This window comes from Pseudomonas sp. BNK-7, assembly GCF_048072025.1.
GTDB lineage: Bacteria > Pseudomonadota > Gammaproteobacteria > Pseudomonadales > Pseudomonadaceae > Aquipseudomonas > Aquipseudomonas danubii.
The window spans coordinates 3,470,713-3,483,881 of the sequence record NZ_CP182252.1 but is presented as its reverse complement, the minus strand read 5'-3'; the positions used below and the strand labels follow the sequence as shown (position 1 = coordinate 3,483,881).

Annotated in this window: 14 protein-coding genes and 2 pseudogenes; 6 read left to right on the top strand and 10 right to left on the bottom strand. The window is 61.7% G+C overall.

Annotated elements, in window-relative coordinates:
* The 3 genes and pseudogenes from hxsC to ACMGF8_RS16210 all read left to right on the top strand — a co-directional run.
* A complete protein-coding gene (hxsC, locus tag ACMGF8_RS16220; protein WP_416756742.1) occupies positions 1-1,230 on the top strand; it encodes a His-Xaa-Ser system radical SAM maturase HxsC in 1,230 nt (409 codons plus the stop codon).
* Positions 1,227-1,856 carry a His-Xaa-Ser repeat protein HxsA gene (gene hxsA, locus ACMGF8_RS16215; RefSeq protein ID WP_416756740.1) on the top strand — a complete coding sequence of 210 codons (630 nt, stop codon included), beginning with the start codon at positions 1,227-1,229 and terminating at the stop codon, positions 1,854-1,856. The genes hxsC and hxsA overlap by 4 nt, the downstream gene beginning before the upstream one ends.
* 2 nt (positions 1,857-1,858) lie before the next feature.
* Positions 1,859-2,041 (top strand): annotated as a pseudogene (locus ACMGF8_RS16210) (hypothetical protein); the annotation flags it as partial.
* Positions 2,042-2,683: 642 nt separating this feature from the next.
* On the opposite strand, the gene ACMGF8_RS16205 reads toward ACMGF8_RS16210, so the two are convergent.
* A complete protein-coding gene (locus tag ACMGF8_RS16205; RefSeq protein WP_416760318.1) occupies positions 2,684-3,472 on the bottom strand; it encodes a methyl-accepting chemotaxis protein in 789 nt (262 codons plus the stop codon).
* Between the two features lie 66 nt (positions 3,473-3,538).
* Positions 3,539-4,294: pseudogene (locus tag ACMGF8_RS16200) on the bottom strand (MCP four helix bundle domain-containing protein); the annotation flags it as partial.
* A 482-nt stretch (positions 4,295-4,776) separates the two neighbouring features.
* Here ACMGF8_RS16200 and ACMGF8_RS16195 point away from each other — a divergent pair.
* Positions 4,777-5,133 carry a DUF6572 domain-containing protein gene (locus tag ACMGF8_RS16195; RefSeq protein ID WP_416756738.1) on the top strand — a complete coding sequence of 119 codons (357 nt, stop codon included), beginning with the start codon at positions 4,777-4,779 and terminating at the stop codon, positions 5,131-5,133.
* A 48-nt stretch (positions 5,134-5,181) separates the two neighbouring features.
* Here the strand turns inward: ACMGF8_RS16195 and ACMGF8_RS16190 are convergent, their stop codons facing one another.
* Entirely contained in the window at positions 5,182-5,436 is a 255-nt protein-coding gene (locus ACMGF8_RS16190; RefSeq protein WP_416756737.1) for a hypothetical protein, read from the bottom strand.
* 68 nt (positions 5,437-5,504) lie between these two features.
* Positions 5,505-6,374 (bottom strand): AraC family transcriptional regulator, encoded by an 870-nt coding sequence (locus tag ACMGF8_RS16185; RefSeq protein WP_416756735.1) that lies wholly within the window; start codon positions 6,372-6,374, stop codon positions 5,505-5,507.
* A gap of 372 nt (positions 6,375-6,746) precedes the next feature.
* Between ACMGF8_RS16185 and ACMGF8_RS16180 the strand changes: the two genes are divergently transcribed.
* Positions 6,747-7,250 carry a zinc ribbon domain-containing protein gene (locus ACMGF8_RS16180; protein ID WP_416756733.1) on the top strand — a complete coding sequence of 168 codons (504 nt, stop codon included), beginning with the start codon at positions 6,747-6,749 and terminating at the stop codon, positions 7,248-7,250.
* A 38-nt stretch (positions 7,251-7,288) separates the two neighbouring features.
* Complete coding sequence (locus ACMGF8_RS16175) at positions 7,289-7,645, top strand: DUF6572 domain-containing protein (protein ID WP_416756731.1); 357 nt, start codon at positions 7,289-7,291, stop codon at positions 7,643-7,645.
* 20 nt (positions 7,646-7,665) lie between these two features.
* On the opposite strand, the gene ACMGF8_RS16170 is transcribed toward ACMGF8_RS16175, so the two are convergent.
* From ACMGF8_RS16170 to ACMGF8_RS16145, 6 genes are all read right to left on the bottom strand, one after another.
* Positions 7,666-7,941 (bottom strand): hypothetical protein, encoded by a 276-nt coding sequence (locus tag ACMGF8_RS16170; RefSeq protein WP_416756729.1) that lies wholly within the window; start codon positions 7,939-7,941, stop codon positions 7,666-7,668.
* 63 nt (positions 7,942-8,004) lie between these two features.
* Positions 8,005-8,727 (bottom strand): hypothetical protein, encoded by a 723-nt coding sequence (locus tag ACMGF8_RS16165; RefSeq protein WP_240322081.1) that lies wholly within the window; start codon positions 8,725-8,727, stop codon positions 8,005-8,007.
* 145 nt (positions 8,728-8,872) lie between these two features.
* Positions 8,873-9,946, bottom strand: a complete 1,074-nt coding sequence (locus ACMGF8_RS16160) for a 2,3-butanediol dehydrogenase (RefSeq protein ID WP_240322080.1) — start codon at positions 9,944-9,946, stop codon at positions 8,873-8,875.
* 88 nt (positions 9,947-10,034) lie between these two features.
* Positions 10,035-11,147, bottom strand: coding sequence for an acetoin dehydrogenase dihydrolipoyllysine-residue acetyltransferase subunit (locus ACMGF8_RS16155; RefSeq protein ID WP_416756728.1), 1,113 nt, complete (start codon positions 11,145-11,147; stop codon positions 10,035-10,037).
* On the bottom strand, positions 11,147-12,160 hold the full coding sequence (locus tag ACMGF8_RS16150; protein WP_060843043.1) for an alpha-ketoacid dehydrogenase subunit beta: 1,014 nt from the start codon (positions 12,158-12,160) through the stop codon (positions 11,147-11,149). The genes ACMGF8_RS16155 and ACMGF8_RS16150 overlap by 1 nt, the downstream gene beginning before the upstream one ends.
* A 30-nt stretch (positions 12,161-12,190) precedes the next feature.
* Positions 12,191-13,168 (bottom strand): thiamine pyrophosphate-dependent dehydrogenase E1 component subunit alpha, encoded by a 978-nt coding sequence (locus ACMGF8_RS16145; RefSeq protein WP_047303223.1) that lies wholly within the window; start codon positions 13,166-13,168, stop codon positions 12,191-12,193.
* Position 13,169 lies beyond the last annotated feature (1 nt).

Genomic DNA, 13,169 nt, shown 5'->3' with positions numbered 1-13,169 from the left:
ATGCTAAGAAAAGATACCCATTTCGAGACCCAGCATCTAATTGAACCTAAGTTGCTGAAGGTCGTCACCGTAGAAGAGTTCATTGAACAAGGCGTATCCATCTGCGCTGGGGACGTGAGCTTCGACGATCTAATACTATGGCTGCCAGATGCCGAGCTTCAACGTAACCCGCACTTACTATCATTACCCGTTGGAGGCTTCCTTACTCCGGAACAACTTAGCGGGAGTGCAGAGGTCGGCAAGCTGCGACTTCACTCCCCAAAAGATCCAGATGTCGTTCGCCCTGGTGACGTAATTGCCATAACACCCGGAAGCCCGATCGTCCGAGTTCTCTATCGACGCGGCTCCGACAGTAACCTGCTGTTCATGACTGATCGTTGCAACAGCCTCTGCTTGATGTGCTCCCAACCACCTAAGGATATTGATGATCGTTGGCACATTGAGGAGAACCTCCGTCTGATCGATCTAATGGATCCTGGCGACGAGAACCTAGGCATCAGCGGCGGGGAGCCTACGCTCTACCGCGATGGTTTGTTAGAAATCTTAGCCAAGTGCAAAACTGTGCTTCGACAAAAGTCTATTCATGTATTGAGTAATGGCCGGCTGTTCAAGGATCCGAGTTGGATAGAGTCACTTGCTCATATCCAGCATCCGCAACTAAGTTGGGGCATCCCGCTGTATGCCGACAACGCAAGAGATCATGACCACGTAGTGCAGGCGCCAGGGGCCTTTAGCGAAACACTCCAAGGGCTGTACAACCTCGCTCGAGCCAACCAGATCATCGAGATTCGCGTCGTCCTCAGCCGACTGACCACGCAACGACTTCCAGAGCTCGCTCACTACATTTTCCGTAATTTGCCCTTCGTACGACATATTGCACTGATGGGTATAGAGAGTACTGGCTTAGCCCGAAAGCATTATGAGGAGCTGTGGATTGATCCTCTGGATTACCAAGAGTCGCTAAGTCAGGCCATTTACTTTCTGCACAACCGAGGATTACCGGTCTCAATCTATAACCTCCCTCTGTGCCTGGTACCTGCACATCTCTCACGCTTTGCACGCCAGAGCATCTCAGACTGGAAGAATCTGTTCATCGACACCTGCCAACAATGCGCCGCAGCTCATCAATGCTCGGGCTTTTTCAAATCTCATACCGCGCGCTGGCAAAGCCGTGGGATAAAACAACTATCAACTGAGGCATTCAATGCCTACGCAAGGAGCGCACAGTGAAACTGCTTGATCGCTGGAAAATCCTGATTGGGGGCATGACCCTGTTGCCGGTCGCGAGTATCAACCTTGCCCATGCCAACCCAATGCCACTTGCCGATACAAATTGGGAGCCACGGGAGAAGAGTCAGCCACCAGTCTTTGCCGACACGCTCAATGCCCCTGATGCGACCAATATGTACGCAGCTCACCGCTCGCATAGTTCACACCGCTCGCACAGCTCCCATAGCTCTCATTACAGTGGATCAAGTGGCTATAGCGCGCCTCGGTACTACAACCCTCCTGCCACGAGCACTCGCAGCTACAACACACCAAGCAGCTCGAATTACGGCTCAAGCAGCTCTTCCGGCTCATCAACCAGCAGCTCTTTTTACCAATCATCTGGTACATCGACAGGCTCGACCTCAACGACTACTCGAACACGACCTAGCGAAGTACAGAAAAGCAACCTGGTCATACGAGTGCAAACGGCCTTAATGGTGCGCAGGTACTACCAAGGAGCAATCGATGGCGTGATGGGCAAAGGGACTCGAGGAGCGCTGATGTCGTTTCAAACGGACAACGGCCTGACCGTGAACGGACAGATGGACACACCAACATTAAACGCATTGGGCATTCGCATTCCTTAGGTGCTAGCAGCGCGGCCCATCGTTTCACCGTGGTGCGGGATCTGATGGACACGCTGTCCACGCTTAACCTGAAAGACATTGCCGACTGCGACCTGACGCGGGTCACCCGAGGGGTGCATCTGCTCACCCGGGAGGGTTGCGCGGTGCTGGAGGTGATTCAGTGGCGAACAGCGCAAGAGGCCTGAACGCCATTGAACTCAAGAAGCGCGTAAAACGCGCTTGGCTTTGCCCCGGCCTTTGATCTTGCTTTGGCTTTTGATCTGGCTTTTGATCTTGATCTTCCTGCCCCCTCCAGAAGGCCGAACGTAGGCGTTGCGTAGGGGGCAGCTCGGCATGGATGCCGAGCTAGCCGCCATCAGGCCATGGATGGCCTGTGGCGGCGTGCCCCCGGAGCAATGCCGAAGTGAGGGAACACCGAGCCTAGGCGAGGGGCCGGATGCGGGGGCAGGAGCGTTTTGCTTACTTTTGCGCTTTTCAAAAGTGAGTCGCTGTAAGAGCGAAACCGTAAGCAGCCATGACCGCAGCAACGGATATGTACGCAGAACCCTATGCAGCCAGGTGAAAAGCATCGGCAGGTTTGGCGAGGACTGCGTCCTCGTGCGCAGCCTCGCTGCGCTCGACAGCGGCTACAGGTTTCGACGGTCAGGGCCATAAGGAAACTGCTTGCTTTTGCGCTGTTCAAAAGTGAGTCGCTGTAAGAGCGAAACCGCCAACGGCCCTGACCGCAGCAACGGATATGTCCCCCACCCCGCGCCCTCATTGACAAGCTTCGCTGGCAAGCCAGCTCCTACGAAGGAACCGGACCAGCGTAGGGCAAAAAACTGCGCTCAAACCTTGAACCGTGCCACCAACCGATTCAGCTCAATCGCCAGATTGGCCATCTCCCCACAGGCACTGGCCGTCTGGCTGGCCCCCGCCGAGCTCTGGATCGACAGCTCGCGAATGCTGGTCAGGTTCTGGTCCGCCTCGCGCGCCACCTGGGCCTGTTCTTCCGAGGCGGTGGCAATCAGCAGGTTGCGCTCATTGATCTGGGTGATCGCCTGAGCAATCTGCTTGAGCGACACATCAGCGTTCTGCGCCACCGAAATCGAGCTGTTGGCCATCTCCGCGCTGACGTTCATGGCACTCACCGCCTGGGTCGAATCGGCCTGGATCGCAGTGATCATCTGCTCGATTTCCTGGGTCGACTGCTGGGTGCGGTGGGCCAGGGCCCGCACTTCATCGGCCACCACCGCAAAGCCCCGGCCCTGCTCACCGGCGCGGGCGGCTTCGATGGCGGCGTTGAGGGCCAGCAGGTTGGTCTGCTCGGCGATCGCGCGAATCACTTCCACCACTTTGCTGATGTCCTGGGCCCTGCCGGACAGCGCCTTGACCTGCTCGCCGGTGCTGGCCACGTTGCCGGCCAGGCCTTCGATGGCCTTCAGGGTCTGGGCCACGTTCTCGATGCCGGAACGGGTGAACTCCATGGACTCGCGGGACGACTGCGCGGCCGCTTCGGCGTTGCGTGCCACCTCGTCCACCGCGGCGCTCATTTCAGTCACCGCGGTGGCTGCCTGGCTGACTTCGTCGTTCTGCCGCACCAGCCCGCGGCTGGCGTCTTCGGTCACCGCGGTCATTTCTTCCGAGGCCGAGGCCAGTTGGGTCGAAGAGTCGGCGATGTGGGCGATGGTTTCCCGCAGGTTGCTCTGCATCTTGGCCAGGGCGGCCAGCAGGCGACCGGCTTCATCGCGGCCATTGACCCCGATCTCCCGGGACAGGTCGCTGCCGGCGATGCGCTCGGCCACCGCCAGGGCATCGCCGATGGGCGCGGTGATGCTGCGGGTCAGCACGGTGGCCAGCACCACGGTGAGCACCACCGTCACCCCCATCAACACCAGCACCAGCGTCAGGCCGCTGTTGTACACCGACGAAGCGGTGATCCCCGCCTGCCTGGCGCCCTCGTCATTGAAGTCCGAGAGCTTGTCCATCTTCTCCTGCATGGCGTTGGTCATGGGGCTGATGCGGGTGTTGATCAAGGTGATGGCCGCGGCGTTGTCACCGCTGCGCAGCAGCGGCTCCAGCTCGTCCACCAGCTTGAAATAGGCCTGCACATCGGTCGCCACCGCCTGGTACAGCTCACGCTCCGCCGGCCCGGTGATCAGGGGGACGTACTGGCTGATGGTGTTCTGCAGGGCGCTTCGGTAACCGCTCAAGGAGGCGATGCGGGTCTGGCGTTGTTGTTCGTCGGTGGTCACGGTGATGCGGATGCTTTCCAGGCGCAGGCGCAAGATGCCGGTCTTCATCTTGCCGATCTCGCGGATGCTGGCCATCCAGTTGGTCTCCACATCCTGTTCCGCGTCTCGCAGCTTGCCCATTTGCAGCACCGCGACAATGCCCAGGGCAAACACCACCAGGACAATGAGCGAGAAAAAGGCGGCAGACCTTGGAGCAAGATTCATTGTCCTGACGTTCATTTTTTATCTCTCTAATAGAATGTTCGGTACTTCTCTGCTTTCATTCCACGCTATCGACTGAGTGTCAGAGAGCTGCAAACAAGCCGACGACTGGGGTTGCGGCCCACTCGGCACGGCAACGTCGATACTCACTCGGGTCAATCCAGGCCTGTCGGGATTGCAGGCCACACTCCGTCCTCCTGCGCCCATGAACCGCCTCCCGGGCGGGTGAGCATCAGTTAAGTCGAATAACGCGGCCCGCGCCGTCTCGATGCTTCGGGGCAATGGCACCTGGAGCCCGGCGTCTATCCACCGGGGGGCCTAACAAGCCATAGCAGATGATGGCATTTTGTCACTGCCGTCGATCCGACCGCTCTTGAAAACCGCTCGGCCAGGTTGCGCCTGGACGGGGCAAAAACCGACTGCCCACTGAAGAATCCAGCCGCTACGGCATACAATGCCGCCCTCAACCGCCTGAAGGATCAGCCATGTCCATCACCAACCCAACAGTCATCGATATCTGGGCAATCCCCAAATCCGCGCCCGACAGCCTGCTGTTGATCATGGTCGACCCTCTCGAATGGGGTGACGAAGCGGCGCACAGCGAGCACCTGCTCCTGCTGCAGGAGAAGATCAACACCTACATCACCTTTATCGAAGGTGAGGAGATCTACCGCGAAATTCCCGATGCCTGCGGCAAGCAGCTGATGATCCGGGTCCTGGGTTTGCACGAGCTGCCCGAGCAGGTCGATTGGTTTTTCAAACGCATTGGCGAGCTCCTCAACGAGCGCGGCATTGGCTTTGATTTCGAGCTGAAAGTGACCGAACAGGCTCCCGGCCTGTAGCCCGCCAGCTGCGCGCTGCCCCTCGGTCGAGCAGCGCGCAGCACCACCTTATGCCGGCAGGATCAGCGCCCGGTTAAGCGCAATGAAATCCACATGCCGCTCATGGGAAAAGCCCTCGATCACCTCTTGCAGGTGCACATGCTCCAGGCCATCGGCCGCCACGTCAGTTGCAGCCTTGATCAGGAACTCACCCAGCGCCCTGAGCGTGTCCGGCTCGGCGAGAATCGAGATCTCGTCCAGCTGGATGCTCTGCTCACTGCCCACCGCGGTTCCCTGAACGCTAAAGCGTTTCAAGGTTGGCAAAGGTCGAACTCCTGTACCCGTAGGTCATGCTCAAATCGAGGTCATGGGCAAGGTTTGACCCATCCCCACTACTGCAAGGGCACATAAATATCCGTCAGCCACTGCTCCAGTGGGGTCTGCGGATAAATACTCAGGTATTCAAAGAACATCGGCTGATCCCGCAGTTCCTCGCCACTGCCCGGCAACCAATCGCGGTAGATCGGGTAGATGCTTTCACCGATGTGATCCGGCGAGCCCACATGCCGCACCACCGCATAGCGGCCACCGGCAATCTGCATATGGCCAATACCCGCCTCATTGGCCACCACCGCCTCATGAATCTCGCCGCAGATGGCAAAGCGGAATTCCTCCGGCGCCGTGGTATCGGGGTTGTTGAAGGGAATGCCAAAACTGCGACTCGACGCCACCGGCGACTGTCCGCTCTGCATCCGCCAATCGATAAACCTGCGCACGCTTTCATTGACCAGCTCGGCAGGCCCGCAGTGCTCCAGCGCTGCAACCCGGGTGTCGGCAAAGTCCACGATTCGTACCTGCATGATGATGCTCCTGGAAAAATGAGGGATGGCAAATACCGCATTCCAGACCTGCCAGTTCGGCTGCTTCCTGAACGCACTCGGGCTCATGCCGAACGCCCGCCTGAACGCCCTGGAAAACGCCTCGGGGCTTTCGAAACCAGCGCCGAGCGCGGCCTCCAGCACCGAGTAGTCCGCCCGGGACACCAGACGATGGGCCGCACCGCGCAAGCGCATCAGTTGCACATAACGTGCAACCGGCACGCCGACGAAGGCGGTGAATTGCCGATGGAAGTGAAACTCGGAGAAGTTCGCCACCCGGCTCAACGTCTTCACCGACAGATCGCCTTCAAGGTTCTCATTGATGTAGGCGAGTACCGCGTTGAAGCGTTTGGCGTAGGCGGCGTTGATCGACAGGTCAGGCACTGGGCAAAGGCTCCGGGAATAACGGTAGGCACAGGATCGGCTATCCCGGCAGGCACGCGCCTAGCCGCTCTTGCTCAAGGTGCACCCGGGTGGTTCGTGGCAGCCGCCCGGGGAAACAGCCTTGAATCACCCCGCGCCGTGATTGTCCTCATCATTCGACAGCAAGCCAATGGCCTGGCGCGCCAGCAACACAGAGGCGCTCCTGTTTGATAACGGCAGCGGCGCCGACCGAGCAGCCGCTTGACCTCACTGGCCGCTACCGCACACCAGGCCGCTCGCATGACGGTTTATGGCGTCGCCGCCAAAGAACGGATATTTTGCAGCCCCCCGTTCAGCGGGAGCATTACTCACACCTCAACACAAGGAGTTGCAATGGGCATCTCGCTCCCCCTCTGGCTCATTCTCACGGCGATGACCGCTTACGCGGCCAGTACACGTGGGCGCTCGGGGCCAAGATGGTTTGCAATCGGGCTGTTCTTTCCGGGTGTCGCCCTGCTTGCCCTGTGGTTGATGCCCCGGCTGGCCAAGACCGGCGTTGACGCGCTGGTGCATGAAGATCTGCGCCCTTGTCCTGCCTGCGGCCAGGACATCAAGGCCAACGCCTCACGATGCAAGCGCTGCGGCGCCGACGTGGAGCCTATTGCCTTGAGGGAACGCAGCGGATGGGTGGCCCGCATCACCCCGCAAACCGATGAAGACTTTGCGCGCATGGCGGCCCAGATGGGGCTCATCGACATCCCCACCATTCTCGATGAACCACCGCACCTTTTTGCCGGCCCGTTCGAAGAAAAGGCCGAGGCACAAAATACCCTCAACTACCTGAAGTCCGAGCATGGCCTGGATGGGCTGGTGACCTGGCGCTCAGTGACCCGGTAAATGGAATGCTTGCCAGCCGACCTCGTTAAGGATCAGACGTGTCCATCACCAATCCCAAAGTCATCGATTTCTGGGCAATTCCCAAAGACCCGCCCGACAGCCTGTTGCTGGTGATGACCGACCACCTCGAATGGGGCAGCAAGGCGGAACAAGGCAAACACCTGCTGTTGCTGCAAGAGAAAATCAACAGCTACATCGCCTTCATCGAAGGTGGTCAGATCTACACCGAGATCCCCGGCGCCTATGGCAAGTACCCGATCATCCAGGTCGTAGGCTTGTATGAACTGCCCGAGCAGGCCGAGTACTTCATGGCCCGGGTTACCGAAACCCTGAATGAGGTGGGCATTGGCTTTGAGTTCGAACTGCGGGCCGACGAGCGGATTCGCAACATGTAGCTAGGCCGCAATGCGCTGCCTCAGGCAGGCTTGATCAGCGCCCGGTTGAGGGCAATCACATCCACATGCGCCTGGTGCGAGAAGTGCTCGATCACGTCTTGCAGGTGCACGTGCTCCAGGCCATCGGCCGCCATGTCAGTTGCAGCCTTGATCAGGAACTCACCCAGCACCCTGAGCGTGTCCGGCTCGGCGAGAATCGAAATCTCATCCAGTTGAATGCGCCTGTCGCTGCCCACAGCGGTGCCATGCACGGTAAATTTTTTCAGCGTTTTCAACGATTGAATGCCTGTATCCATGGGTCATTTTTGAGGGGTGAGTCCGCAGCGAAAACCAGCGCCTGCAAAGCTATGGTCGGCCCCTTACTGCACCGGCAGAAAATTCATCAGCAACAGGCTCTGCGCATAATTGAACCCCACCCGCCGATAGCGCTCATCCAGAATCTGCGTCAGCAAATCCAACCGCGCCACAATCTTGCCGAACTCCACGGCAAAACTCAGGTTGCTGCCCTCCTCGGAAATCTCGTTGGAGAACAGCAACAGCACGCCATTGGCATCCTGGCGCTGGCTCAGCAGCCAGGTGGCTTTTTCAATATTGCGCGCCGCATTGCTGATGAACTGCGGATCGATGGTATCGGTCATGTAGAACTCGGTCCGCCCGCCGTGGGCGGTCACCAGCATGCTGCCGATGGCATAGATAAAGGCGCCGACCCGATCCCCCTCAAACTCCGGGCTCAAGGAATAACTCAAGGCCGCCAAATCACGACGATCGCCGAGGGCCGGCAGTGGCTGGCGCTTTTCGATGGCATTGCGGATCTCGCGCTGGGCCGTGGTGCCGTCGGGGAACCCCGACTTGCGCCACTGGCTGGGATTGCGCAGGTAGAGCTTGCCCATCAGCAGGTACAGGCTCTGCAGGTTGTCGCGCATGCCGATGGTGGCCATGCGATCGACGCTGGTCTGGAAGAATTCGTCAGGCTTGCCTTCACGAAACTGTTTGGCGATATCGCGCCCTTGCTGCTGGGTGCAGGCCGTGGTGCCAAGCATCAGCAGCGCCACCAGGAACAGGCGCGCAAAGCGGGTTTGCATCATGCAAGAAGAGGGAGCGTAGGCCATCGGCACCGGGTCGAAATTCACGGGCTGCGGCGGGGATCGGCGCGGCCAGGCCTGGTGATAGAACGCAAAACTGTAAAAAAGTGCGATGGCCGCTGCCGACCATCGCCAAACCGCTCACTCAGGAGCGTCGCAACTGACCGGGGGACACGATGATCTTGACGTTGTGTTCCTTGTTGTTGACCAGTTCCTCGAAGCCCTGGCCGACGATCTCTTCCAGCTGGATGCGCCCGGTCACCAGGGGCGCAATGTCCAGCCGGCCATCGGCGATAAAGGCGATCACATCGGCGAACTCACCGTTGTAGGCCAAGGCCCCGAGCACCTGTTTCTCGGTGGCCACCAGTTCGAAGAAGTTGAACTCGCTGGGCTCTTCGAAGATCCCCACCAGCACGCATTTGCCGGCCTTGCGGATCAGGTCGATGGCCAGCTTGGCGGTGTGCTTGTTGCCGATGCACTCGAAGCTGACATCGGCCCCCAGCCCGCCGGTCAGGCGCTTGACCTCGGCCAGGGCGTCGCATTCCTTGGGGTCGAGCACGTGGGTGGCGCCCACTTCCCGAGCCTTGGCCTTGCGCGCGCCGGACATTTCCAGGGCGATCACCTGGGCCGCGCCGGCAGCCTTGGCGCACATGATGGTGCACAGGCCGATGGTGCCGGCGCCGACCACCACCACGTTCTGCCCCAGCAGGCTGCCGGCCTTTTTCACCGCGTGCATGCCCACCGCCAGCGGCTCGATCAAGGCCCCGGCCTCGGCGGGAAAGTTCTCCGGCAAGGCGTACAGCAGGTTGGCCGGCACGTTGACCAGCTCGGCAAAGGCGCCGTTGTTCATCAGCCCGGTAAAGGCCAGGTTCTCGCAGATGTTGTACAGGCCATGGGTGCAGTAGTAGCAGGTGCCGCAGTGCTGGCAGGCGTCGGCGGCCACCGGCTGGCCGAGGCTGAACCCCTGGACCCCTTCGCCCAGGGCGACGATCTCGCCGCAGAACTCGTGGCCGAGGATGCACTGGCCTTTGATCCCGGTCAGCGGGTGCGGCGCGTCCACCGGAATGAACACCGGCCCGGCCACGTATTCGTGCAGGTCGGAACCGCAGATGCCGCACCAGTCGACGCGGATCTGCACCCAGCCGGCGGGCGGCGCGTCGGGCAGCGGTACGTCTTCGACGCGGATATCGTGGCGGCCGTGCCAGACCGCGGCGCGCATGCTCGGAACGGATTTGAGGGAAACACTCATCTTGGCTTCTCCATATTCTTGTAGAGCTGCGACGGCCCCCTGGCCGCCGCAGCACACCTCAGTGCTGGCGAATGAAGTCGAGGATCAGGCGGTTGACCTGCTCCGCCGCTTCCATCTGCAGCATGTGCCCCTGCCCCGGCAGCACCTCGATCTGCGCCTTGAGATCGGCGCTGTGGCTCGCCGGAATGATCCGGTCGTCGCTGCCCCAGATCACCAGCACCGGCTGCGCGCCGTCCTGCACCACCGGGCGCAGGTCGGCCTGCTGGCGGCCGTCGGCGAACAGCGTGCCGGCCAGTTGCCCGAGGGCGTCCTGCACCCCTTCCAGGCGCTTGTACTTGAGCATGTCGTCGAGCATCTGCCGGTTCACCAGTTCGGCGTTGGAGAACAGCTGCACCAACTGCGGCTTCAGCGCGTTGCGGTTGCTGGCCTCGACAAAGCCTTGCAGGTAGTCGCCGTTGATCTCAGCGCCCAGCCCGGCGCTGCCGATCAGGGTCAGGGTGCGCACGCGGTCCGGCGCCAGCCGCGCGGTGTTGAGGGACACCGCGCCGCCCATGGAGTGGCCCACCAGATGGGCCACGGGAATCTCCAGGTGATCCAGCAATGCCAGCAGCACCTCGCTCAACTCGTCCAGGTCGCCCCGTTGCAGGGCCTTGGCCGATTCGCCGTGGCCCGGCAGGTCGAGGGCAATCACCCGGCGCCCGGCAGCCAGGGCTTCGTGGTTGAACAGCCAGTTGTTGAGGTCGCCGCCAAAGCCGTGCACCAGCAGCAGCGGCGTACCGCCTTCACCGCGCTCGAAATAGCGGATCAGCCGACCGCCCAGTTCGACCTTCTGCGGCGCCGGGCCGCTGTCTTCGTCGGCGCTGTCGCCGGGCACGAAGCTGGCCTGGAACTGCGCGATCACCGCGTCGATCTCGGCGTCGCTGGCTTCGCCTTCGACCACGATGCCCAGCAGCGCGCCCACCGCCAGGGTCTCGTCCTGGCGGGCGATCTGCCGGCGCAGGATGCCGGAGAACGGCGCCTCGACGCTGCTGGAGATCTTGTCGGTCTCCACGTCCAGCACTTCATCGCCCTTGCTGATGCTCTGGCCTTCTTCCTTGAGCCAGGCATCGACCCGGCCCTCGGTCATCGACAGGCCCCACTTGGGCATGGTCAGGGTATGGATCTGGCTCATCAGCGGCTCCACTCGATCACGGTAAGCACGGCTTGTTCGATCTTCGCCGCGTCGGGGATGTACAGGTCTTCCAGGGCGTCGGAGAACGGCACTGGGGTGTGGGGCGCGGTGACCATTTCGATCGGTGCCTTCAGCGACGCGAAGGCTTTCTGCGCCACCAGCGCCGAGATGTCGGTGGCCATGGAGCAGCGCGGGTTGGCTTCGTCGATCACCACCAGGCGCCCGGTCTTCTCCACGCTTTCCAGGATGCTGTCTTCGTCCAGCGGGCTGGTGGTGCGCAGGTCGATCACCTCGCAATCGATGCCGCGCCCGGCCAGGCTGCGCGCCGCGTCCAGGGCGGTGTTCACCGTGCGCCCGTAGGACACCAGGGTCACGTCCTTGCCGTCACGCAGGAAGTTGGCCTCGCCGAAGGGAATCGCGTAGGACTCTTCCGGCACGTCGCCCTGCAGGCTGTAGAGCATTTTGTGCTCGCAGAAGATCACCGGGTCGTTGTCGCGGATCGCCTGGATCAGCAGGCCCTTGGCGTCGTAGGGCGACGACGGGCAGACCACTTTCAACCCGGGGATGTGGGTCCACAGCGAGGTGAGCATCTGCGAGTGCTGGGCCGCGGCGCGCAGGCCGGCGCCGACCATGGTGCGGATCACCAGCGGGGTCTGGGCCTTGCCGCCGAACATGTAGCGAAACTTCGCCGCCTGGTTGAGGATCTGGTCCAGGCAGCAGCCGGCGAAGTCGACGAACATCAACTCACACACCGGGCGCACGCCACGGGTGGCAGCCCCCACCGCGGCGCCGACGTAGCCGATCTCCGACAGCGGGGTGTCCAGCACCCGTCCGGGGAATTGATGGTAGAGGCCTTTGGTCACCCCGAGCACACCGCCCCAGGCGTCGTTGTCGCCGGGGGCGCCGGCGCCGCCCGCCACGTCTTCACCCATGATGAACACGCTGGGGTCGCGCCGCATTTCCTGGGCCAGGGCTTCGTTGATGGCCTGCTGGTAACTGATTTTTCTCGCCATGATGGTGATCTCTTGTTGTTCTATGGGGCGTTATGGGTAGGCGACGTAAACGTCGCTGAGCAGGTCGGCGGGGCTCGGCTTGGGATCGGACTTGGCCTTGCGCACCGCGTCTTCGATCAGCGCGTCCACGTCGGCATCGATCTGCTCCAGCTGGCTGGCCTGCACCAGCCCCGAACGGGTGGTGCGCTCGCGGAACTGCATCAGGCAGTCGTTGTGCTCGCGGTAATGCTTGACCTCGTCGGGGGCACGGTAGGTCTGGGCGTCGCCCTCGAAGTGGCCGTAGTAGCGGGTCAGCTTGACCTCGATCAGCGACGGCCCCTCCCCGGCCCGGGCCCGTTCCACGGCGGCGCCGGCGGCTTCGTGCACGGCGAAGAAATCAAAACCGTCCACCGTCACCCCGGGCATGCCGAAGCCGGCGGCGCGGTCGGCGATGTGGTCGCACGCCACCGACCAGTTGGAGGCCGTGGCCTCGGCGTAGCCGTTGTTCTCGGCGATGAACAGGCACGGCAGGTTCCACACCGAGGCCATGTTCATGGCCTCGAACACCGCGCCTTCGTTGGAACCGCCGTCGCCGAAGAACACCACCGACACGCCGTCGGTGCCTTGCAGCCGGGCGGCCAGGGCCGCGCCCACCACCAGCGGCGCCCCGGCACCGACGATACCGTTGGCGCCGAGCATGCCCTTCTCGAAATCGGCGATGTGCATGGAGCCGCCCTTGCCCTGGCAGACCCCGGTCTTCTTGCCGTAGATCTCCGCCATCATCCCGTAGACGTCCACGCCCTTGGCGATGCAATGGCCGTGGCCGCGGTGGTTGGAGGCGATGCAGTCGTCGTCGCGCAGGTGGGCCATGACCCCGGCGGCGGAGGCTTCTTCCCCGGCGTAGAGGTGGACGAAACCGGGGATCTCGCCGGTGGCGAATTCCACGTGCAGGCGTTCTTCGAATGCGCGGATGGTGCGCATCACCCGGTAGGCGTGGAGCAACTGGTCAGTGGTCAGGGGTGTCGACATT